Below are 21,765 nucleotides of genomic sequence, written 5' to 3' on the forward strand. Positions count from 1 at the left end.
GGGTGCACCTATTTCTATTATCAAACAGTACATTGAACAACAGAATACGCCTGACTGAAAAAATTATTATATTCGACCCTTATATCACCGTCCTAAAGGACGGTGTTTTACGGGTCGGTCTGATAAAGCCTTGATTAATTCTCGTCTACTTTGTAGGTAAACGAATGGTAGATGCAAAACTAGAACTCAGCAAGCAATTCCTGCAATATGATGCAGGAAATTTTCGGGCCGGTCTAATAAAAACGGCCTGACATTTTGTCAGACCGGTATAAGCTTCTTAAAACCTACAGCTCGACAATGTGTTCAGAGGAAAATAGTTTTTCAATTTTCTCTCTTTCGCGGATGACATAGTAGTCAGCCCCGTCAACTAAGATTTCAGGCGGTTTTAAACGAGTGTTGTAGTGCGAACTCATTGTCATGCCATAAGCACCGGAACTCATTACAGCTAAAAGATCCCCGGTCTGAACTTTAAGTTTTCTGTCTTTGCCAAGCCAATCTCCGGTCTCGCAGATCGGGCCAACCACATCAAAGGTTTCTTCTTTGATAGGACAATTTTTAGGATAGACGTGTAACGGAACAATCTGCATCCAGGCTTGGTACAACGTTGGACGGATCATGTCGTTCATTGCGGTATCTACAATGCAGAAGTTCTTCGTTTCGCCTTCCTTGAGATATTGAATTTCTGTGATTAAAACACCGGAGTTGCCGACAATGGAACGGCCTGCCTCAAAAATCATCTCGAGATGGCCATAGCCTCGATTCTCCATTTTTTGATGGAGCGCTTCTACGAGTTCGGAAGCGTGATGAACTTCTTGGCCTTCTTCATAAACAATTCCAAGGCCTCCTCCGAAATCAATATGATCAAGTTCGATGCCTTTAGACTTAAGGACGTCAGCCAAATCTAAAAGTTTGTCGCAGGCATCCAGGAACGGTGAAATATCCGTAATCTGGGAACCAATGTGGCAGTCAATACCGGTTATTTTTAGGAAGTCGCTTTTGCTGGCTTTCTCATAGACGCGCGGAGCATCTTCGATAGCAATACCGAACTTGTTCTGCTTCAGTCCTGTGGAAATATAAGGATGCGTTTTTGCATCGACGTTGGGATTGACGCGAAGCGAAATACGCGCGACTTTGTTCTGAGCTTTGGCTACTTCAATGATTCGTTCAAGTTCCGGTTCAGATTCAACATTGAAGCATTTGATGTCGTTTTCAAGAGCGTAAGCAATCTCATCGTAGGTTTTACCGACGCCGGAAAATAGAACTTTCTTTGGATCTCCGGAAGCTTCGATAACTCTCCTCAATTCTCCGCCAGACACAATATCAAAGCCTGCTCCCAGCTTCGCCAGGAGATGAATAATCGCAATATTGGAGTTTGCCTTCATGGCATAACACATCAAATGCGAATATGGCTTAAGAGCTTGCTGATAAGCCAGAAAGGCTTCTTTGATTGAATTGTAGGAATAGACATAAACCGGAGTGCCGAATTCTTCGGCGATCTGTTTCAGAGGAACTCTTTCACACCAGAGTTCATTGTCTCGATAGCTAAAATTCTTATTGTCTGGAAGAAATGGGAGCATGATTATTTCTCTGCTGGTTTATCCGTCTCATGAATGACATTACTGTCGAGTTCTGCAGACTTTTCTGTCTCATTCATAGAAGAAGCAGTATCGGATTTACCGGCTTTCTCATTAGAAGCTTTTTCGATGTCAAGTTTTTCAGGATCGGTGATGACGACATCAGCGTCATCTTTGGGCTCTGCAATGACGGCAGTTGTTTGGCCTGTCATCTCATTTAAAGTTTTTTCAATTCTTGAAAGATAAGAATCGTCCGGATTCGGAGGCAGATAAAGCGGACCTTGCATGCCGCAGCCGGATAGTCCAGCTAGGACAAGCCCAGCCAAAATAATTTTCTTATGCATATGGTTCTTCGTAAGAAGAGCGATAAAACCACTCAATTTTAGTTTTTTAATGAAGTCCTAATTTTAGTGGTTTCAAGCGTTTAAAACGCTAACCAACAAAGCAAAAAGAAAGCCAAGTTCAAACAGATTTGTTTTTGAGAATATGCGTGGAAACCGGGGATCATTGGAGGAAGAAGATTCCGAGCCGGGGGAAGAAAAATATTGACGCACTCAAAAGCTTTGTCCAGCCTTCGAGTTGGCATGCTGTCCGAATGTTGATTGACAAAGGATGTGAGATTTTTGAATAACTTTCCGCTTAGATAGCTTCACAGACTAAATAGGAGCTGTCTCAGGTTTTTTGAGTTTTGGTTTTGTACTGTGCGGTTGTTCGGGTTCGCCATGAGCCCCCGGTTCCTGAGGAGAGTCTTTTGTGTCTGACTGCAGCTGTTGTTTGTGTTTCTGTCCTTCTTCTTTCAGGTTTTTGGCTACTGTCGACAATGTTGAAGTGACTTTTTCCATGATGGTTTGTTTTGGTTCCTCTGGGGCAGTCTCGCTAAAAATAAGTACGCCGAGAAACGCACCAATGACTAGAAGAAGAACAATTATTTTGGGATGATTTCGCATTGAATTCCTTGTGTAGTTAACCCATATTCTTTTATACCGGGTTTTCACTGAGACATGCGCCGATGATTTTGGCTAATTTGTATTCAAATAAGTCCACGCTAAGGCCCAATTGGATGCTTTTCATCAAAGGCAGCGTCCCGGAGGATTCACATATTGCCAAGACTCTTAAAGGCTGTTGATCAGGAAGACTTTTCGATGGAAAGCAATCGTTTCTAGCTTGTATGTATAAACGAGATTCCGTTGTAATCCCAATTAAAATGTGGTTTTTCAAAACTCCACAAAAAGAAATGGATACAGACAAAGCTCTTCTTTGGCAATGCGGGAAATTTAAATTGGATCTTGCGGTTCCCAAGATAATGGGAATTCTCAATGTAACGGCAGATTCTTTCAGCGACGGAGGAGACTTTCTAAATAAAGACGCAGCTCTTCGACAGGCTGAACAATTAAGAAAAGACGGAGCTGACATCATCGATATCGGAGGGCAGTCGACACGCCCGGGTGCAGACAGCATTTCCGTTCAAGAGGAAATGGATCGGGTTTTGCCGCTGGTTGAGGCTTTATCGTCTTGGGACATTCCAATTTCAGTTGATACTTTCGAGCCGAAGGTAATGCGGGAGGCGTTAGCGGCCGGCGCTTCAATCATTAATGACGTTTACGGATTAAGAAAAGACGGAGCATTGGAAATTATCGGTGCTTCTGACTGCGGGGTTTGCATCATGCACATGCAGGGGGAACCCAAAAATATGCAGAAAAATCCTCAATACGTTGATTTGTTAAGTGAAGTCAGTAACTTTTTAACAACTCAGGCAAAGAAATTAGAGCTATTGGGAGTCAGCGGGAATAGAATTTGCTTGGATCCTGGTTTCGGATTTGGAAAAACTGTAAAACAAAACTTTGAATTGCTTGCCGAAGCGGATCATTTTGTCCGCATTGGATATCCTGTTTTATACGGGATGAGCCGCAAATCATCTTTAGGAGCGGTGACCGGAAAAGAGAACCCGAAAGACCGGTTAATTTCCTCCGTGACTGCGCATTTGATTGCCGTAGAGAAGGGCGTTCAGATTGTTCGAGTTCATGATGCGGCGGCAATGAAGGAAGCCTTAACAATATTGAACTGTACTCAAAACTATAAGGACTTAGGATGAGTAGAAAATACTTTGGAACTGACGGCGTACGAGGCAGAGTAGGCATCTCTCCGATAACACCGGAATTTGCACTTTTATTAGCTCAAGCCGCCGGACGTGTACTTAAAAGACAAACCACGGATGGTGAAGTCGGAGTTTTTATTGCTAAAGATACAAGAGTCTCCGGCTACATGCTTGAATCAGCCATGCAGGCCGGTTTCTTAAGTGCCGGCGTGGATGTGGTTCTCGGCGGTCCTTTGCCCACTCCTGCAGTAGCTTATTTGACGCGTGCGCAGAGATTAAGCGCCGGAGTGGTGATTTCTGCTTCTCATAATCCTTTCTACGATAACGGCATTAAATTCTTTTCGTCTCAGGGAACAAAGCTTCCCGATGATATCGAGCTTCAAATAGAAAAAGAGATGGACCGCGGGTATGCCTGCGTAGACAGTGCACAGCTCGGAAAAGCAAGAAGATTGGACGATGCCAGCGGCCGTTACGTCGAGTTCTGCAAGAGTACCTTTCCGACGGACATGGATTTGAGAGGCTTAAAGATTTATGTCGATGCGGCAAATGGGGCTGCTTATCACATTGCCTTTGATGTCTATCACGAACTCGGTGCATCTGTGGTTTGCGAAGGCAATGAGCCGAACGGATTCAATATTAATGAAGGTGTCGGTGCCACTCATACGGAAACGCTCCCCGAACGAGTCAAAAAAGCCGGCTGCGATGTCGGTATTGCATTAGACGGTGATGCAGACCGCGTCATCATGGCCGATACCGAAAGAGTTTATGACGGCGATCAGCTTCTTTATGTCATGGCTAGAGATCGTCTTGCCAGAGGAAAGAAAATCGAAGGCGTCGTCGGAACTTTGATGACGAACTATGCCATTGAAAAGAAATTCGGTGAATTAGGACTGAATTTCTTCCGCGCCAAAGTCGGAGATCGTTATGTTCTTCAGCTGATGAAAGAAAAAGGTTTGCTTCTTGGCGGAGAAGGTTCCGGCCATATCATCGTTTTAGACAAACAGACGACCGGCGACGGTATCGTCTCCAGCCTTCAGGTTCTTGCGGTAATGAAGCGAACTCATAAGTCTTTGGCCGAATTGCTTTCCGAAGTTCATCTTTCTCCTCAGATTTTGATTAACAGAAGATTTGCTGAAGGATATAAGTGGGATCAGGATGAGGCACTCCAAAAACGTATGGCAGAAGTCTCTGAATTCTTGAAGGGAAGAGGAAGAATCCTAGTCCGAGCCTCAGGAACTGAGCCTTTAATCCGCGTAATGGTAGAGTCTGCTGATCGAGAAGAAGCTAAAAAGTTAGCCGAAGAAGTGGCTGCAATTATTCCTACCCGATAATGTGAAAGGACCGGATATGGAAACATCAGTGTTAATTGTTGAAGACGAACCGGCGATTCAGGAGCTTATCGCTTATACCTGTGAAAGCAGCGGAATGGAGGTTCGCCGCGCATCTAATGTGGCCGAAGCAAGAAAGATGCTTGAGGCCAAAATCCCGGACATCATTCTTTTAGACTGGATGCTTCCCGACTGCTCCGGATTGGAATGGCTCAAAGAAATCCGCAAAGGCGAGTTCTACAAAAGAATTCCGGTGATTATGGTGACTGCCCGCAGTTTAGAAGACGACAAGGTTGTCGGGTTGGATAAGGGGGCCGATGACTATGTAGTTAAACCATTTTCTCCGAAAGAGCTAGTGGCCCGAATTAAAGCGGTTATTCGCCGTCATGGAGAGGAAGAAACCAAGAAAGAGACGCTTCAATGCGGAGATCTTGTCATTAATCCTGAAGATTTCGAGGTCACTATCGGCAATAAGAGAGTGAACTTGAGCGTGGTTGAATTCAAGATTCTTTCTCTGTTTGCTAAGCATCCGGGACGCGTGTATTCACGCCAGCAAATTATCGACAATGTGTGGGGCTATGCCGCAGATATTGATGAAAGGACTGTGGATGTTCATATGCTTCGTTTGCGTAAGCAGCTGGCTGCCACTTCTATGGCGGATTTTATCGAGACGGTCAGAGGTCTCGGCTATAGAGCCGCAAAGCAAACTCAAGATTCATGAGGATTGGCATGAAGGCATCAAAAGAATCGCGGGACGGCAAAGAAGGAAAGGAAGAGAAGAAGATTCTCAAAAAAGTTGAGAAAGCCGAAGAAAAGGAAGTGAGATTCAAACAGACTCTCCGCGCTCTTCCGGACGGGGTTGTTCTGATGTCTCAGGATTGGGAGATTCAGTGGCTCAATCCTATGGCAGAAAGAGACCTGCAGTTGGATGCAGTTGCCGACATCGGTAAGAAAATCCACACCTGCTATCCTGACGGGGACTTTCTGAATAAGGTAACAAGCGGAGACGATACTCTTCAAACAATTACGCTGGAAGGGCGCATTATTGAAATCAGAGTCATTTCCGCCGGAAGCAAGTACAGAATCTTGGTGACTCGAGATGTTACGGAACAAAAGCGTTCGGAAGACTTCCGAAGAGACTTTGTGGCTAACGTTTCTCACGAACTTCGTACTCCTCTGACCGTGATTAAAGGTTTTTTGGAGTTGGCAGAGGACTGGCCCTTAAATTCTCAACAGCTTAAGCATCTGGAGTTGATGTATGAACAAGTTGAGAGAATGGGCGCATTGGTTAACGATTTGCTGACCCTGTCTCGTCTAGAAAGAGATTCCGCGCCGGCTGCTAAAGAACCAATTGATTTGACGGCTCTCCTTACGGATGCCGCCGTTGACGGCCGTTTCATTTCTCAGGGGCACCACTCTATTGTGGTAGACCATATTGAAAAGGTGAATATCCTCGGCGATATTATTGAAATGAAGAGTGCGGTCACCAACCTTGTCAGTAACGCCGTTCGATACACGCCGCAAGGGGGCTCCATTGTTGTCTCGTCGTTCTTTAATGATGAAGGTTTAGTGATTTCCGTTAAGGACAATGGAATCGGTATTGCTGCGGACGCTATTCCCCGTGTTACTGAAAGATTTTATCGAGTCGATAAATCACGCAGCCGGGAAACAGGAGGCACCGGTCTTGGCTTAGCGATTGTTAAGCACGTTCTTTTCCGTCATCAGGCAAGATTGAAAATCCTTTCTGAGTTAGGAAAGGGCTCTGACTTTCAGATTATTTTGCCGAAGGATCGCGTCGAGAAGATTGTGTGAATTTGTAATAAATAAAAAATTTTTTGGAGAGGGACTTGGCAAACCAATAAATGTGTTGTATAGTTCTGTCTCCTTGACGGGGTGTAGCGTAGTCTGGTAGCGCGCTTGCTTTGGGAGCAAGATGTCGGGAGTTCGAATCTCTCCACCCCGACCAGCACTAACTGCCCGTAGCTCAGCTGGATAGAGCATCGGCCTTCTAAGCCGGTGGTCACAGGTTCGAATCCTGTCGGGCAGGCCAGTCAGGATTTTAGTGGTACGAGTAGCTCAGTTGGTAGAGTCCAGGATTGTGATTCCTGTCGTCGTGGGTTCGAGTCCCATCTCGTACCCCATCTTTAATCTTCTAAGACTTTCTAAAACATTCTAAGACCTTCTAGATTATTCTAAAAAATTCGTAAAGAGTCCCACTCGGTCGGCTTTCTGCTAGTGTTTAATCTTCTAGAATCTTCTAAACTCTTCTATAGCTTTCTAGCTTTGAATATCGTCTAATTGTATCTGAGATACAATTAAATTCAGGGGGTGAAGTGAGAATTTCGCGTAGTAGTCCCTCAGATACAATTCTCAGATACAATTAAACCCAACAAGATTGAGATTCCGGGAGGGTTGTATGTCTGGCAGATATGTTCCTACTCTAAACAGCAGACAAGTGTCATTGTTGGAAAAAACAACGACTCTCGGTGGTGTGCCAGGACTGGTACTAAGAGTCCAACCGGGAAAGCACGGTGTTACCAAAACCTATATTCTTAAAATCTCTGTGGATGGAAAATCCAAAGTTTTTAGCTTAGGCAGTTTTGACAAAATGTCACTTGCCGAAGCTCGTTCTTTAGCTGCAGAGTGGAGAGAAAAGATACAGAAAGGAATAGACCCTGCAGCTGAACGTAAAAGAGAACTGAAAAAGGAAAAGTTCCACAATGAAATTACAGTTTCTGAATTGCTCCATGCTTATATTGAAACTGAAACAGCAAGAGGCCGGTGGAGCAATGAGGGGCGTCAGTCGCATAAGTCTAAAGCAGAGGGTTGGATCAAGAACCATCTGACTGCAGAGGTTGCCGATTGTCCGGTAAGAGATTTAACACCCCACATGTTGGCCAAAGCTTTTTCTGATAAGTGGATAGCTATGAGATCCATTCCGGTAAAACTTTTAGGAGAGATTAAACGTTCGATTGACTGGGGCGTTGCTGTTGAGAAAATTGCACCAATGCAGAACCCTGCAGATATGAGAGGACCTTTGTCTCATTTGCTTCCCCACAGCAGTCAAAGACCGCCAGCAACACATCATCCTCATCTTCCTCCGGAGAGAATTCCTGACTTTTTCGCAAAGCTAGTACAGAGTAAATGTTGTGCTTCACGAGCACTGCAATTTTGTATTTTGACGGCTTCAAGACTCGGTAACGGCTTAGGCGCTCATTGGGATCAGATTGACATTGAGAAAGCGGTTTTTACTATTCCGCGTTCAGAGATGAAAATCAAAGGATTGAACTTTGACCGTCAAACTCCGCTTAGTCCCCAGCTAATGGACCTGCTGCGTTCTATGCCTCGTATGCCGGTTATAAGTGTTCTTCCCGATTACATTTTTAGAGACTATGCAGGCGTGAGCAACTATCCAATTACCGAAACTTCTTTAAGAAATCATCTTAGAAGAATGAGTTCTGCTGAAACTGCAGCAGGTAGGCTTGGCTGGATAGACCCCAATGAGTATGACAACAAAGGCGTGAACCGTATTGCTGTACCTCATGGACTTGCAAGAGCGAGTTTTGAAACCTGGGCTCTTAATGCCCGTCTTTTTAACCATGCCGCCTACGAACAGTGGTTAGTTGAGGCCTGCCTGGATCACTATTCTCCCAAGTATGGAGGGGCCTATATGCGAGGTTATCCCCTTGAGGATATGAGAGTAATTTTTGACGATTGGGCTAACTTCTGTTTCTCAAAAGTTAAATAACAAAAAGGCTGCGGGTTGCAGCCTCGAGATTGTGATGCTATTGAAAAGAACATTGGTTTTTACCGTATGCAATTACTTCATCTCGTATCCAGAACACTCTTCCTCGTTCTTTAATCCGTTTAGGAAAATCCGGAAGAATCTTTGAATAAAGCCATACGGTTGAGACACCAATATTGAGAATAGCGGCAACTTCTTTAACCTTGATTCTTACCGGTTCAGGTAGATGTTGATTTGTGTTTTCGTTCATGCTTGTGCTCCTATTAAGATTGTTTCTTTTTCCGCAAAGGTGCTAATTTCAACTCCACTTCTTTTCTATCTAGAGCGATTAACTGTTTTTCTAATTCAAATTCTTCGTCATCAATCGTTGAGGATGTTTGTAGAGGCGCGGGTCTATCTGTTTTAGTCGGAATTTTGGGACTTGATATTTTTTTATGATTGAGAACTTCTTCTATCTTTTGAGCGGTCAAAGGATCTTGGGGTGTACCGATTAGGTTACGTAGATCTCTGGTTTTTAATTTCTTAAGGAGATTTCCAATTTGAATAAGGTCATCGTAATTAATAGGATTATTTTTGGGCAAAGGCAAAGTTAGCCCCGGGTAGGTGTCGAGCTCTTCGGAATAAAAATGTCCAATATAAAAGTATTTTCTTTTAGGTGCGCATCTTGCTGTCAAATATCTTTTTTGACCGACTCTGATACTGATGCTTGTTCCTCCATCCAATGAAATCTCACGAAATGGCTTCTTGGTTGAAGATAACTCCTTAATCGCTGCGAGTATGGCATTATCCAAAGCTTCCCTAGATTTAAATGGCTTTCGTTTCATAGATTCTTCTCTTCCTTTGCTTTCTGAGCGTTGGTGACGGCTCTCTTGCATGACCATGCGTACTCTTGAAGTGCCGTTTTAGGTCCAAGTTTCAATGCTTCTTTAATCATTGGAACAATCATTGCAAAGGTATCGCTAAGAACTTTCAGCTCGTCGCCAGTTGCAACGAATCCTTGAGTTTTGCCTTCGGATTTTCTGTCATAAATTGCATTAAGAACTTCTCTTGCCGCTCTTATCAGTGGTTCGCCCTGGTTTAGCTCTGTTTGATCAAGATTTTTGTAACGTTTGAAAATAATCGCTATTCCCCAGTTGACAGTATCCTCAACCAAATCAAAATCGTTTTCTGAGAGCTTCCCTGCAGGTAAGGTCAATTCAACTAAGAGATTGGCAGTATCCAGCTGTTTCTCGATGTGTTTAATTCTTTCTGTCGACCATCCGGATATTCTGACTGGGTGAGGACGATACGGCTTGTCCCGTTTTTTCTTAATTCTTGACATTGGTTTCTCCGGCAGGTTTTGCAAAGTCTTTGCTTAGAGACGCAGAAAATTGAACGAGAAAAGTTCCGTTGACATGTCTTGCACAATGAACAGTTCTTTCCAATTGCATCGGTTCTTGCGTGTGGTCTGAAGAGAATCCGACAGGAACGTTGTATTCCGGATTGTTGGCGGAGTCTTCCAGCAGCCAGATAATTTTCCGGTAGTCTTCTTTCATACGCTCCTGCTCGTAATGCTTGTAGCGAGGAAGCAGAAAGTGTCTAAGTGCATCCCTGTATCTTTTAGTAAGTCGTAACTTTGTCATTTTTCTTATTTCTTTCGAAATTCTCTTTTTCTTTTTCGTTATTCATTTCATTTGGGGCTTTTGAGAAAAGACCAATGATCATTTGAAGTTGTTCTGTGTTAGTAAGCAGAGCAAATCTTTCACCATTTGAGTTGAAAAAGTGAAACACTGCCAAATTCATTTTCTTTGGCTCTTTTAGCTCAACGATATTGCCGTCTACGACTTCGATGAGTTTTGTTTCTGCAGGAAGTTCAAGTGCTTTAAAAACATTGGTTTTGAATTTCTCTATATGTTTGAGAAGAACTTCCTCTTCATGACTAAGGTACGGCCATTGGTTATTAAAATTCGGTTTCATTGTTGTCATTTAATTTTGAATCCTGCTGTAGTTACGTAGATATCCGGCTCAAACCTAGATTGCTAACTTTATTGAGGGCGACTATGGTGTTTGTCCTCCTTTAAACCTCTGATTAACTGCACACAAAGGGAACCGAGTTCTGCTAGTTCTGGTATTGAGGCTATGAAGGCAAACTTTTCCTCTCTAGCATTAATAAAGTGAAGGATTACAAAAGGTTCCATATCTGTTAGAGCAATATCAACTTTGGTGCCGCCCAATAACTCAATAAGCTTTGTTTCCGGAGGAAGGTTCACTATCTTGGCAGTGTCTTTTTTTACACTTTGTGCCTTTTTGACCATGTCGAGAAAGGCATTGTCTGGTTGTGGCCATTTAGCTGTTTGTTTAAAACTCATTTATCTTCTCCAGGTAGATTTATCCAACTTTTTCAAAGTTTTTTTCGAGATAGGCAACAAGGGTGATTGACTCGCCTTTTCCCCAAGGTAGAGAAATCGAATATCCAAGCGTCCAGTCTTTTGAATTCTTGACCGGCGGGATTAAAAGCGTTTCGCAGTCAGAGGGTTTGTTGAGTTCTGGATTGGCTTTGTTCTCAAGTTGTTCAATAGTTCTGTCCAGGAGTTTTTTTTCTACGTTCCTCTGTTAACTCTAGGTTGTGTTTAGATATGAAGTTGGCCAGTCCTCTTTTGAAATCTTTTGTGAGTTTGTACATGTCTAACCTTATGTAATTGGTGCCGGTCTTTCCCGGCTGTCACCTCCGTTAGATAATTAGGTTGTTCATATCTCAATTAATCTATGGAGGAAAATATGGATAAAAAATCTAAAACATTTGCGCCAGATCAGGCATTTCAAATTCTTTGCAATGCTCTACAGGCTGGAGCTGTAACACTTCCTTTTGGCAGAGAGGTTCATGTAAAAATGCTTGAGCAGTTGAAAAATCCCAATTGGCAGATTTCTAAGGAACAAATTATCAAGAGGACGATCGTCACTGACATTGAGCCTCTGGCTAAAGCCGATGCTGCCTATCTTGTCGCTTTCTACAATGCTCTGCTCGAGAGCTAGACATAATGTAAAAATCTTCCTATCCTAGACATCTCTTCGGGGCGACCAAGTAATTGGATGCTCCAAAGAGTCTCTAGTAGAAAAGAAAGAAATTCTTTCTTTTTGATAGAACCGCTAGAACTTTTTATAAGCGCCGCTCTCCAAATCTCCTTTAATACAGGTTGACTGACTAATGTATTCAGATGGTTTGGTTTTTCTTCCAGTTCTCTCAACCGTGCAGAAAGGTTAATGAATTTTCTTAACTGCTTTCTAGAAGGGGTGGTGGAGACTTTCTTTTTACGCTTTTTCATGCTTAACTCTCCGAAATTTTCTTCGACAAAATTTGAATAGCGCTTTCGTAAGAAGCTCTGGCTGAACGACCGTCTTTTGAGAAAACGACCATTGCACCCAAAAGGGCTGAAAGACTTATGCAGTTATCGAGTGAGATTTTGTGTTCCGGTGCTTCAATGAGATTTAAGCAGCTTCTAATAGAGCTTAAATAACAGAACATAGAGTCATCAACGACGTCGAGCATCTGGCGAACAGAGAGACAAAAGTTGAAAGACTCAAGCTTTGAAAAGAATATGAAACTTGTAAATTGTGCTGAATTTTGCATACGCACCTCCAGTTGAGATGCGCTCAATATACTTAACTTTTTGTGAAATGTAAAGCTAATTGAACATTAAAGTTAAATATCTTCTGTAATTTGCTTGATAATACCGATGCTTAGTTTTTGTTTAGCTTCGGGAAGAGAGGAGACTAATTCAACCAAGTCCTTACTCATAGGTGAAATATCGTCAGAAGAATCAATTTCAGGTTTTCCTTCACCTAAAATCAACCAAAAAGGATTTATTTTTAGATACTTACAGATTCTTGTAGCAAGTTCTGCGCTTATGTTTTTGGTTTTTCCTGTACAAATTTGTGAGATAGCAGAACGACTAACTCCCATCTTCAGAGCTAGTGCATTTTGATTTATATCCCTCAACTCGAGAGCAAAAAGTAATCTTTCAGCAATTGTATTCATGATTCAAGTTTAAGAACATAAATGTTCAAATGATTTACCAAACAACTTGATTATTTATGCTCAATTAGCTTAACATATAAAAATGAAAAAAGAAAAAGCGATTTCAATTTTTGGTTCTGGAGCTGCGTTAGGACGTGCTGTAGGAGTACGTCGCAGTGCGATTTGTTATTGGCCTTCGAATCTAACCGTTTACCAATTAGACCGTGTAATTGGTGCCGCATTGCGTTTGAACAAGATAACCCCAGATGAAGCCAGGGAGCTTATTGAACATGAGAGACAAAGGAACGAACGAAGCAAGAGTGCTTCTAACTGACCTAACTATACAAGTTTTGAATTGGAAGGTAGGAGTCGATTCTGATGCTTCTAAGAATTCGATTGTCTGCAGGGTAATGGACCGTTGGGCAAGAAAGCAAGTCATGAGCAGTCTCCGAAAGAAAGATAAAGCAAATTTAGCCGTAGACAGTTTGGAAAGCTACGGCGTTGATACGGCGTTGTTACGGCAGGAGACGGCAAAGTGAGTCAAAAATTTAATAAGTACGGCAGAAGGCGGAAAACTTGCCGGAGAACGCCGGTACAAAGCCGTGGACTACGGCATGAGTTGGAAGAGAAAATGACAGAAGAAGAAAGAGCGGTTGCTAGCAGACGTTTTCAAAAAAAGCTGCAGGAGATGGACGCTAAAAGACTGCAGCGTCCGGAAAGAAAATTCCCGTCCGCTGTTGTGATTGTTGTTTCTCTTCTTTTTGTTCTGGGTTTGTTAGTTTTGCAGGGAGACTTTTGATGGAAAATTGGCCAGTTGAAGTACGCTATTCCCCTTGGTTGGAAAAAGGGCCTTACCTGAACGATAAGGCCCATGAATGGGGAAAGGTTAAACGGATAAGGGAATATATCCGGGAAACAAAAGAAAAAGAATTGTTTTTATGCCTTCATGTCGAGGGTGAAAATACGCCTTTTACCTCCCTTCCCCTGGTTGAGGACTTTCAAAACAAAAGGTATGTCTTGAGTTTTGACCGCAAAGGAAATATCAGTTGTCTGAATTTCTTTCTCCTCAAATATCTCAACCCCGATTTGGCTGACCTGTGGGTTCTGCAACTGCTCTCCCAATTTCCAGGGAAAGAATGTGATGGTCCCTGTTCGCGAATCGAGTCCCTCCCACGTTCGATCGACATAGGGATCTGTTTCTTCCACTTTATACAAGGGGCAAGAAGCGGCCAGCTGAAAGGTGGAACCCAAATCTCCGTCGTAAAGACGGAAAGTGTATTTCGTATACCCAATGCCGTTGTGAATGTCCTCTCTAAGGTCTTGCAGCAAGGCATAACTTCTGCTTTGTTCGCCTTTTGGAATCAGGAAAAAGCAGGTTTCATTTGTCTTCAGCCATTTTGGATTTGGATTCCAACGATAAGGGAAATAGTTTTTGAAAAGTTCATTAGCCAATTTTTCTTTCAATTGACAGCTCCTTTCAGATTAGAAATTTTTGACTCCAATTAAAAATTTTCTCACATCTCGAGAGGAGCTATCAATTGAATTATTACAAGGAAGCAATATATGACCTGGTTACGTACATTTTCCAAGGAAAGCTTGAGAAAAGCATCCATCTCTTTGGTTGCAACTGCAATAGGGATGTTTTTTTCGGTATTGGCTTTAGTAGTGCTGGCGGCAATGATGGCTGTGCCAGTTTATGCGGGGATATGGTTAATCCATTGGACAGGCCTTCCTTTACCGTTTTAAAACAAGTTTTATGCAGATACTTTCATCGATTGCAACGACAGAGGTAAGACCCGCCTCGCGAAAGTGTCTGCTCCATTTTTAACGATATTCGGGTCTAAAAGAGGTCGATATGGCAAGGTCTTTTCAAGAGATAGAACAGCAGATGGCTGAACATGGGATATTTCTTCCCATGGGTGAGCAGCTGTGTGCCAATGCTGAAAACTGGAAACGGTTTAAGCCGGTAAATTCAAGTTGGAAGAAAAACAAAGATGCATATTTCGGCATTTGGGAACACTTTCTAACTTCGGGAAAGAGCTATTACTTCGGCATTTTTGGTATCGCCGGCGAACAGTACAAAATCGAGCATAAGAGAGCAGGGTGGACTGTCGAAGAATGGAAAGAGATAGATTCTCGTAGAGAGGAAGACAATAGAATTGTCAATGAGGCTATCGAAAATAAACGCAAAGAAGCCTCTGAGAAAGCCGAAAAAATGTGGAAAGCTGGAAATCCAGCCGTTTCTGCAAGCCATCCTTATGTCATTAAAAAGAAAATTGTCCCGGTAGGAGCAAAACAGCTTAGAGAGCAGATTCTTATTCCGGTATACCGCGACAAACAACTCAAAGGTCTCCAGACAATTTTCCAACAGGCTACATCTGAAGGTGAACTTGAAATAACTAAACTTTTCTTAAAAGGAACAGATAAGAAAGGCTCTTATGCTCCTTTAGGAAAACTTACTGAAGAGCCTGAAGTCATCTTTGTCTGTGAGGGTTGGGCTACCGGCTGTTCGATTTATGAAGCAGTCAAAGAGCCAGTAATCGTGGCCTTCGATGCAGGGAATATTTTGCCAGTGGTTGAGGGCTTGCGTAAGCGGTTCCCTTCCGCCAAAGTTGTGATTTGTGCTGACAATGATGCTCACTATAAGAAAAACTTATTAGCCGAAGTCAAAGAAAAATTCGGCATCGAGCTGGAAATTGGTTCTTCCAAAGAGGCACATGTTCAATACGCTAATACGACTGAAGGTCAGTATGAATTAAAAGCATTTTGGGGAAAAGAGGATGGAGTCCCATGCATTGTTTATACCTGCAAGCGTCCTGGTCAGCCGAAGGCAAACAAAAGAACTCTCAAAAATACCGAGGTTGCCTATGCCAAAATTGCAGCTTCGAGATTTAAAGCTGTCATTGTTATTCCTCAGTTTTCAAATAAAGATACAGACGGAACAGACTTCAATGATTTAGCTTCTGAAGAAGGCATTGAGGTTGTTGCTAAACAGCTTGCAGATTGGAAAACGCTTGAGCCGGAAAAGCAATCAAATAAGAAAACTTCTTCAAAAGAAGAAAGTTCAATTAACTCGGCTTTTATCAAATCCCTAGGAGAGAGATTTGTCTACATCGACAGTACAGATACCTGTTGGGATGTTGAGCATAACCGGGTCGTTAAAATCAGCAATATCAAGTCAGTACCTACAAAAATTATCTCTGCCTGGCTTCAAAATGAATACAAAAACAGACGCCTAATACAACCGGAACAGTTAGTTTTTGAGCCGGATCCGAAGAAGGTTAAACCTGGCGAAATTACTACATTTAAGGGTTGGGATATTAAGCCGGACCCGAATGCTGATTGCACCTTATTAATTGAACACTTGAAGAAGGTGTGTGGCCATAATAAAGAGGTGTTTACGTGGGTGCTGCGTTGGCTGGCTTATCCGTTGCAACACCCTGGTGCCAAAATGCTTACAGCTCTACTTATTTACGGTGAGCGGGAAGGTACCGGCAAGAGTGTTTTCTTTGATGCAATCAAGCAAATTTATGGTGACTATGGTTGCTTCATTAATCAGTCAGGAATGTCCGGAGATTTTAATGGTTGGATTTCCCGGAGACTCTTTGTCCTTGCTGACGAAGTTATTTCAAGTCAAGACAGAAAGCATCTTAAGGGCAGTCTTAAAAACCTAGTAACGAATGCGGAACATATCATCAACGAAAAGGGGCTTCCTCTCCGGTACGAAGTAAACAAAACTAACTTTGTATTTCTATCAAATGAGGATAAGCCTATCGAACTGGATAGGTATGACCGCCGATACATGTGCGTTAAATTCAATGAAGAATCTACGCCGGAGTATTTCCACGCACTTTGGAAGCAGAAAAACAATGGAGGAATTGCTGGGCTTTATCACTATCTGCTAAATGTTGATTTAGGAGATTTCCATGAAAGTACATTGCCGATTGAAACTGAGGCTCATAAGGAGTTGAAGCTTTTAGGAGGCAATCCTATTGCCCGTTTCCTTGAAGAATGGGCTTTGGGAGAAACTCCTTTTCCTTACGGGCCTGTCATTGCAAATCACATCTTTGATGCGTTTTTGCTGTGGTGCCGGTCAGCTAATGAAACATACAAAATCAACAAGAAAACATTCCTGACAAAGATGAAAGAGTCTTATCGCTCAGGAAGGTGCGAATTGGAGTTTTATGACAATGATGATGGAACAGGAGTGCCCAGACAGACTAAAAAAGCCAAATTAACTTATTACATACCTACACAGCCAGCAGGCTGTACTGAGCCATATCCAGGCAATAAGTACGAATTTAATTCACAAATAAAGAAGTTTCAGCTTTCTGTTGAAGAAGCAAGAAAGAGAATGTATAGAAGGATGGAGGCGCTATGACTTTGCGCAGCGGTTACGTTCGTGGCCAATTTAGTCAAAATCTATGGGACAGAGGTGTTTTTGTGCCTTTTAGTCGTCATTTCAGGACACTATGGACACCATTTGGACACCATTTGGACACCATTTGGACACCATGCAAGTTTTTCATAATTTTTTGAAAATTAAGGATATTCTGTCATTGCGGACAGTGAGGACACCATATAAGCAAATCCTTATGTGCGTGCGCGCGTGTGAGCAAATAAATAACGAGATAAGTAATCTCTCGCGCACGATAAGACTTATATACGGTGTCTTAGTGTCCGAAAATAAAAAAAAGAATAATTTTCAAAGAGTTATTAAAAAATAATGGTGTCCGCTTTGGTGTCCTGATGGTGTCCACGGTGTCCGATAAGTTTAATGAAGAGAATGAAGAGTCAAATGAGCAGAATCCCAAGAATTATTAAGTTGCTAAGGAGGTGGCATAAATGGAGAAATTTTTCAGTAGCTTCTTTGCATTCACCGCTTTGTATTGAGAATGATGTGGTTGATACATCAAGAGCTCGAAACGATTTAATCAATGCTCACAGAGTCGACTTTTTGATGTTTAAGGTTGACAGGATTATTAACCGTTTAGAAGAAAGTCAGAAAAAGGCGGTGTATGTCGTTTATGGGCAAAAAACATTGACAGGTTTAGTTGTAGCTTCAACGCAACTAGGAATCAGCCGGAGGGCTCTAATTAACCATTTGTGCGATGCGGATAGGTCTATTTGTGAGGCGTTAGAGGAGATTTTTAATAAGGGAGAAAATAGATGAGGGAAAATACTAAGTGCACTTTTTTTCAAAAAAAGTGCTATATTTTCATAAAATTTGGCAGTGAGTGCATTAAAGGCTCTACAAACGCATTTAATCTTTTCTAAATATCCTCCCTTAAGTAATATCGAAATCGTTTAATAACGGCGACTTTTAGCGTATTCTGAGTTGTGAATTTGCAAGGCTTAAACAAACAGGAATATAAAATGAAGAGGCGAATAGTTTCGGTTTTATTAGTATTTCTTGCTGCTATGTTGGCTAGTCAAATACAAGCTAAGGGAAGAGAGCCGTGCTCAGGCTCTAAAGGTGGTGTTCAAAGATGCGTGAATGGAAAATTTCTTTGCAACGACGGCTCAATAAGTCGCAGTAAGAAAATCTGTAATTCAGAGCTTTACGGAAGTAGAAAGTCGGGTAATTCTTCTTCACGCGGTGAAAAAAAATAACTCCTACACAGTTGCAGCTGTACAGGAGTTTTTTACGGTTTTTATCTGGTTTTGATTGGGATACCATAATCCCGCTTTCCGCCGCTATCACGAGGTGGAGTTGGGGGCGTTGGATTTTTATTTTCCGTCATATTCCTCCTTTGATTAAACATGGGACAAGAAACAAAAGTGAAAGTAAAGCCATGCCAATTCCTACTATTAGAAATTTATTACTGAGAGATAGTTTGTTTCCGTTAGAGACTATGTTCTTACGGTTAGCTTCAATGGCTTCGTCATATCTTTCTAGTAGAGTCTGCAAAAATTCAGAATCAGTTTGAGTTTTATCTTTTAAGTGTCTATTTAAATCTTTGTGCCAGTTTTCCCAAAGAGGGTAGCCAACAATTGGCCTTATAAAACTGCACAATAAACAAGAAAGAATTAGCGGGATGGCTATTAGGCAACATATAACAGTGATGAATAATCCTAAAGCAACAATGCTTACGTCTGGGTTATTCCAACTTCCTTTGAACTGAAACAAAATAAAAATTGCTCCAGTTAGTATCAGATTAGCGGTCCAGAGATATGTTTTGATATTAGCCATTTGTTGACCGTACATATCGATGGTGACACGTTGATATTCTTCCGAGGCTTTATTTAATAAAAATATTGTCACATCAAAGGAGTTCTGAGATGGATCTTGGTGACTGGTTTGGACTGTGGATTTTTGCATTGTTGTTCCTTTGGCCACTTATTGACGATTAGAGGTGTTCGTCTTTGACTTCATTTTAACTAATGCTGTTTACTGACGATAGGCTTTCCTGATTGAGCCAATCAATCAGGCCAACTGTTCTCATGGGTCCTTCCCAAGGGTCAGAGCATGCGGGGTCGGAACCCCCGAAAATTTTCTACACTCAAGCCCCTTCTAAGGGGGCAACATCCTGATTTAATTGAATATGCCAGCAAATGAAACCAAAAAATTGACACAACAAGAGGTGGCTGATCATTTATTTCTAGCAAGACCTTCCTTTGCGTTGATTGTTCAGAAGTTTGGCTTGAATTGGAAGGATTGCAGCAATTGGTCACTTGACCAGTGGAGAGAAATGTACATCACGCGGTTGCGTGAAGAGGCAGCCGGACGTGACCAGGATTTAAGCGAGTCTCGCGCAAGAAAAGAGCTGCTTGAATCAAAACTTATTGAGTTAAAAGTTGAAAAAGAGCTTGGAAACATCATTGAAAAACAGCCGGCAAAAGATGTTCTTAACGAGATGTGCCAGAGTATGGCTGCAGGTGTGAAAAGTGAGATTTCAAGAGTTAAGCCAATTCTCGATGCTCAGTTCGGCATCGATGTAGACATGGATTTTTTGAATGAATACATCACGGAACGAATCATTGACACGCTCAGAAATAGCGTCGAGAACGCTTGCAGAGGTCTTGAGAGAGTCAGCTAAAGTATTTCGTCCTCGAGAAAAACTTGGGACAACCGCTTGGGCTGAAAAGTACCGTTTTATGAGTGCGAAAAGTACGGCGTTGCCTGGTAGGTACAGTGCAGCGTTTACGCCCTGGATTAACGGCATGCACGAAGCACTGGATGACCCTAAAATTCATCGAGTTGTTGCCTTAAAAAGTGCTCAAGTTGGCTGGACTGATGGTGTAATTCTCAACTATTTGGGAAAAAGAATTGATATCGACCCATGCCCGATGATCGTAATGTTTGCTAAAGAGGGTGCAGCTAGGCAATTTTCAAATGAAAAACTAACTCCAATGATTGAGGTAACGCCTAGATTAGTTGAGAAAATACCAATTTATTCGAAGCGAGATAAGTCAAATCAGTGGGATTTCAAGGGATTCCCGGGTGGATTTTTGAAACTTGTTGGTTCAAATTCTGCGGCGAGTGTGAAGTCAACTCCCGCGATGGTAGTTGCAATCGAAGAACCTGATGACTGTAATGAGAATATTTCAGACCAGGGCGATACTATTGCACTTCTTGAGGAAAGAACTAAAACATTCCATCGCCGTAAGGTGATTTTTGGCGGCACACCAACGGTTGCTGGCGTTAGCAGAATTGATGCCGCCTACAATGCTAGTGACAAACGAAAATTTTTTGTTCCTTGTCCGAGTTGCGGAGTTTTCCAAGAGTTGCTTTGGGAAAATGTTAAATGGAAAGAAACCGAGTGTGTGAGGCATGAAGTTTTCGGAAATGCTGACCTCTCCAGTGTTCGATATGAGTGTCCGCACTGTCACGAACAGTGGACAGAAGCTCAAAAAAACGCTGCTGTTCGGAAGGGAGAGTGGAGAGCAACAGCCCCTTTTACCGATACAGCCGGTTTTTACATTAACGAAATTTATAGTCCATTCCCTGGTTCTACGATGCGCATCATCGTAGAAAAGTATCTGCGTGCAAATGCAAAAATGCAGACCGGGGACGATTCGGCAATGCGTGCTTTTTACAACTCTCAGCTTGGAAGGGCATACGAGTATGCCAGTGACCTACCGGATGCCGAAGCTCTTTCTGAAAGAGCTATTGATTATGCTGAGTTTACCGTTCCTGTGGATGGAGTGATTCTTACTGCAGGAGTTGACGTTCAGCACGACCGTCTGGCGGTCGTTATTCGCGCATGGGGGCAGGATGAAGAGTCATGGCTTGTTTACTGGGGAGAGATTCCCGGAAATACTATGCAGCCTGAAATATGGAAAGACCTTGACGCTTTATTTGAACGTACTGTTAGAACAAAAAGCGGCGCAAAGCTTACTGTAAAGGCGGTTTCTATCGACTCTTCTGACGGTCGAACTAATGATGCTGTGTATTCATATGTCCGGCGGCACAAACAACATCATTACATGGCGATTAAAGGTGCTTCAAGCCAGACAGATGCAAGAGAAATTTTCACAACTCCTAAGCCAAGTGTCGATGTAAATCACCAAAACAAAGCCTCTCGGTATGGATTAAAGCCGTACATAGTCGGAGTTAATCGTGCAAAAGACTTAATTCTTGGTTTCGAGGGTGCCGGAGGCAGAATAAAACTTGAAGGCAACGGACCAGGGCGAATGCATAACTATTCCGCTGTAAGGGCTGATTATTACGAACAGTTAACGTCTGAAGTTAAAGTTCCTACCCGTGGAGGTTTTAAACGGGTTTGGCAGAAGAAGTCAGGGTGCCGTAATGAAGCTTTGGACTGCGAGGTTTATGCGTTACATGCAGCTAGAAGTTTAAAACTCCATTTGAAGTCTCACGAGGGGTGGAAAAAAATCCTAAATGAGCAAATTCAAGGAGATTTATTTAGCCAGATGGAAGCTGAAAACACGAAAGAAGAGGAGACAGGTCAGCAAGAAGAGCTGATAGTTGCTCAGGATGTAGAGGAGCAGACTGACCCATTCGCAGGAACTCATGCATCTGGATGGACTAAAAACTGAAATTAAAGATTAATTGAAACATTTGA

The 21,765-nt window shown here is 42.4% G+C and carries 26 protein-coding genes and 3 tRNA genes; 15 read left to right on the top strand and 14 right to left on the bottom strand.

Annotated elements, in window-relative coordinates:
• Window positions 1–284 precede the first annotated feature (284 nt).
• The 3 genes from lysA to ACYQ4O_RS10870 form a co-directional block, all read right to left on the bottom strand.
• Window positions 285–1,577, bottom strand: a complete 1,293-nt coding sequence (gene lysA / locus ACYQ4O_RS10860; RefSeq protein WP_460175588.1) for a diaminopimelate decarboxylase — start codon at window positions 1,575–1,577, stop codon at window positions 285–287.
• 2 nt (window positions 1,578–1,579) lie between these two features.
• Window positions 1,580–1,918 carry an LPS translocon maturation chaperone LptM gene (gene lptM / locus ACYQ4O_RS10865; protein WP_460175589.1) on the bottom strand — a complete coding sequence of 113 codons (339 nt, stop codon included), beginning with the start codon at window positions 1,916–1,918 and terminating at the stop codon, window positions 1,580–1,582.
• Between the two features lie 312 nt (window positions 1,919–2,230).
• Complete coding sequence (locus ACYQ4O_RS10870) at window positions 2,231–2,521, bottom strand: hypothetical protein (protein ID WP_460175590.1); 291 nt, start codon at window positions 2,519–2,521, stop codon at window positions 2,231–2,233.
• A 287-nt stretch (window positions 2,522–2,808) separates the two neighbouring features.
• Here ACYQ4O_RS10870 and folP point away from each other — a divergent pair, with 287 nt between their 5' ends.
• The 8 genes from folP (at window position 2,809) to ACYQ4O_RS10910 (ending at window position 8,745) form a co-directional block, all read left to right on the top strand.
• Complete coding sequence (gene folP, locus ACYQ4O_RS10875) at window positions 2,809–3,666, top strand: dihydropteroate synthase (RefSeq protein WP_460175591.1); 858 nt, start codon at window positions 2,809–2,811, stop codon at window positions 3,664–3,666.
• Window positions 3,663–5,000: a phosphoglucosamine mutase gene (gene glmM / locus ACYQ4O_RS10880; protein ID WP_460175592.1), complete on the top strand. Its 1,338-nt coding sequence runs from the start codon at window positions 3,663–3,665 to the stop codon at window positions 4,998–5,000. The genes folP and glmM overlap by 4 nt, the downstream gene beginning before the upstream one ends.
• Window positions 5,001–5,016: 16 nt before the next feature.
• Window positions 5,017–5,718 carry a response regulator gene (locus tag ACYQ4O_RS10885; RefSeq protein WP_308514737.1) on the top strand — a complete coding sequence of 234 codons (702 nt, stop codon included), beginning with the start codon at window positions 5,017–5,019 and terminating at the stop codon, window positions 5,716–5,718.
• A gap of 8 nt (window positions 5,719–5,726) precedes the next feature.
• A complete protein-coding gene (gene phoR, locus ACYQ4O_RS10890) occupies window positions 5,727–6,809 on the top strand; it encodes a phosphate regulon sensor histidine kinase PhoR (protein WP_460175593.1) in 1,083 nt (360 codons plus the stop codon).
• 77 nt (window positions 6,810–6,886) lie between these two features.
• A tRNA-Pro gene (locus ACYQ4O_RS10895) sits at window positions 6,887–6,963 on the top strand.
• A 7-nt stretch (window positions 6,964–6,970) separates the two neighbouring features.
• Window positions 6,971–7,047: transfer RNA gene (locus tag ACYQ4O_RS10900), tRNA-Arg, on the top strand.
• A gap of 15 nt (window positions 7,048–7,062) precedes the next feature.
• Window positions 7,063–7,138, top strand: a tRNA-His gene (locus ACYQ4O_RS10905).
• A 275-nt stretch (window positions 7,139–7,413) separates the two neighbouring features.
• Window positions 7,414–8,745 (top strand): tyrosine-type recombinase/integrase, encoded by a 1,332-nt coding sequence (locus ACYQ4O_RS10910; protein ID WP_460175594.1) that lies wholly within the window; start codon window positions 7,414–7,416, stop codon window positions 8,743–8,745.
• Window positions 8,746–8,782: 37 nt separating this feature from the next.
• On the opposite strand, the gene ACYQ4O_RS10915 is transcribed toward ACYQ4O_RS10910, so the two are convergent.
• The 6 genes from ACYQ4O_RS10915 to ACYQ4O_RS10940 are packed head-to-tail and all read right to left on the bottom strand — an operon-like array spanning window position 8,783 to window position 11,090.
• Complete coding sequence (locus ACYQ4O_RS10915) at window positions 8,783–8,992, bottom strand: helix-turn-helix transcriptional regulator (RefSeq protein WP_460175595.1); 210 nt, start codon at window positions 8,990–8,992, stop codon at window positions 8,783–8,785.
• A 13-nt stretch (window positions 8,993–9,005) separates the two neighbouring features.
• The gene (locus ACYQ4O_RS10920; protein ID WP_460175596.1) at window positions 9,006–9,566 is read right to left on the bottom strand and encodes a hypothetical protein; all 561 of its coding nucleotides are present in this window, start codon (window positions 9,564–9,566) and stop codon (window positions 9,006–9,008) included.
• Window positions 9,563–10,063: a hypothetical protein gene (locus tag ACYQ4O_RS10925; protein WP_460175597.1), complete on the bottom strand. Its 501-nt coding sequence runs from the start codon at window positions 10,061–10,063 to the stop codon at window positions 9,563–9,565. Before ACYQ4O_RS10925 ends, ACYQ4O_RS10920 begins: the two co-directional genes overlap by 4 nt.
• Entirely contained in the window at window positions 10,050–10,364 is a 315-nt protein-coding gene (locus tag ACYQ4O_RS10930) for a hypothetical protein (RefSeq protein WP_460175598.1), read from the bottom strand. Before ACYQ4O_RS10930 ends, ACYQ4O_RS10925 begins: the two co-directional genes overlap by 14 nt.
• A complete protein-coding gene (locus tag ACYQ4O_RS10935) occupies window positions 10,342–10,707 on the bottom strand; it encodes a hypothetical protein (protein WP_460175599.1) in 366 nt (121 codons plus the stop codon). The genes ACYQ4O_RS10930 and ACYQ4O_RS10935 overlap by 23 nt, the downstream gene beginning before the upstream one ends.
• A 59-nt stretch (window positions 10,708–10,766) precedes the next feature.
• Window positions 10,767–11,090 carry a hypothetical protein gene (locus tag ACYQ4O_RS10940; RefSeq protein ID WP_460175600.1) on the bottom strand — a complete coding sequence of 108 codons (324 nt, stop codon included), beginning with the start codon at window positions 11,088–11,090 and terminating at the stop codon, window positions 10,767–10,769.
• A 409-nt stretch (window positions 11,091–11,499) separates the two neighbouring features.
• Here ACYQ4O_RS10940 and ACYQ4O_RS10945 point away from each other — a divergent pair, with 409 nt between their 5' ends.
• Window positions 11,500–11,754, top strand: coding sequence for a hypothetical protein (locus ACYQ4O_RS10945; protein ID WP_460175601.1), 255 nt, complete (start codon window positions 11,500–11,502; stop codon window positions 11,752–11,754).
• On the opposite strand, the gene ACYQ4O_RS10950 is transcribed toward ACYQ4O_RS10945, so the two are convergent.
• From ACYQ4O_RS10950 to ACYQ4O_RS10960, 3 genes are all read right to left on the bottom strand, one after another.
• Complete coding sequence (locus ACYQ4O_RS10950) at window positions 11,751–12,044, bottom strand: hypothetical protein (RefSeq protein WP_460175602.1); 294 nt, start codon at window positions 12,042–12,044, stop codon at window positions 11,751–11,753. The genes ACYQ4O_RS10945 and ACYQ4O_RS10950 overlap by 4 nt on opposite strands.
• A gap of 2 nt (window positions 12,045–12,046) precedes the next feature.
• Window positions 12,047–12,349, bottom strand: a complete 303-nt coding sequence (locus ACYQ4O_RS10955; protein ID WP_460175603.1) for a hypothetical protein — start codon at window positions 12,347–12,349, stop codon at window positions 12,047–12,049.
• Between the two features lie 72 nt (window positions 12,350–12,421).
• Complete coding sequence (locus ACYQ4O_RS10960) at window positions 12,422–12,757, bottom strand: helix-turn-helix transcriptional regulator (protein WP_460175604.1); 336 nt, start codon at window positions 12,755–12,757, stop codon at window positions 12,422–12,424.
• A gap of 269 nt (window positions 12,758–13,026) precedes the next feature.
• Between ACYQ4O_RS10960 and ACYQ4O_RS10965 the strand changes: the two genes are divergently transcribed.
• On the top strand, window positions 13,027–13,275 hold the full coding sequence (locus ACYQ4O_RS10965; RefSeq protein WP_460175605.1) for a hypothetical protein: 249 nt from the start codon (window positions 13,027–13,029) through the stop codon (window positions 13,273–13,275).
• Window positions 13,276–13,367: 92 nt separating this feature from the next.
• Window positions 13,368–13,535 (top strand): hypothetical protein, encoded by a 168-nt coding sequence (locus ACYQ4O_RS10970; protein ID WP_460175606.1) that lies wholly within the window; start codon window positions 13,368–13,370, stop codon window positions 13,533–13,535.
• A 137-nt stretch (window positions 13,536–13,672) separates the two neighbouring features.
• On the opposite strand, the gene ACYQ4O_RS10975 is transcribed toward ACYQ4O_RS10970, so the two are convergent.
• Entirely contained in the window at window positions 13,673–14,200 is a 528-nt protein-coding gene (locus ACYQ4O_RS10975) for a hypothetical protein (RefSeq protein WP_460175607.1), read from the bottom strand.
• Window positions 14,201–14,299: 99 nt separating this feature from the next.
• Between ACYQ4O_RS10975 and ACYQ4O_RS10980 the strand changes: the two genes are divergently transcribed.
• Both ACYQ4O_RS10980 and ACYQ4O_RS10985 read left to right on the top strand, forming a co-directional pair.
• Window positions 14,300–14,482, top strand: a complete 183-nt coding sequence (locus tag ACYQ4O_RS10980; RefSeq protein ID WP_460175608.1) for a hypothetical protein — start codon at window positions 14,300–14,302, stop codon at window positions 14,480–14,482.
• Window positions 14,483–14,591: 109 nt separating this feature from the next.
• Window positions 14,592–17,117 (top strand): DUF5906 domain-containing protein, encoded by a 2,526-nt coding sequence (locus tag ACYQ4O_RS10985; protein WP_460175609.1) that lies wholly within the window; start codon window positions 14,592–14,594, stop codon window positions 17,115–17,117.
• Between the two features lie 1,359 nt (window positions 17,118–18,476).
• Here the strand turns inward: ACYQ4O_RS10985 and ACYQ4O_RS10990 are convergent.
• Entirely contained in the window at window positions 18,477–19,058 is a 582-nt protein-coding gene (locus ACYQ4O_RS10990; protein ID WP_460175610.1) for a hypothetical protein, read from the bottom strand.
• A gap of 223 nt (window positions 19,059–19,281) precedes the next feature.
• Here ACYQ4O_RS10990 and ACYQ4O_RS10995 point away from each other — a divergent pair, with 223 nt between their 5' ends.
• Window positions 19,282–19,776 (top strand): hypothetical protein, encoded by a 495-nt coding sequence (locus ACYQ4O_RS10995; RefSeq protein ID WP_460175611.1) that lies wholly within the window; start codon window positions 19,282–19,284, stop codon window positions 19,774–19,776.
• Complete coding sequence (locus ACYQ4O_RS11000) at window positions 19,718–21,739, top strand: phage terminase large subunit family protein (protein ID WP_460175612.1); 2,022 nt, start codon at window positions 19,718–19,720, stop codon at window positions 21,737–21,739. Before ACYQ4O_RS10995 ends, ACYQ4O_RS11000 begins: the two co-directional genes overlap by 59 nt.
• Window positions 21,740–21,765: the final 26 nt, after the last annotated feature.

This window comes from Turicimonas sp. TL08 (assembly GCF_054660695.1).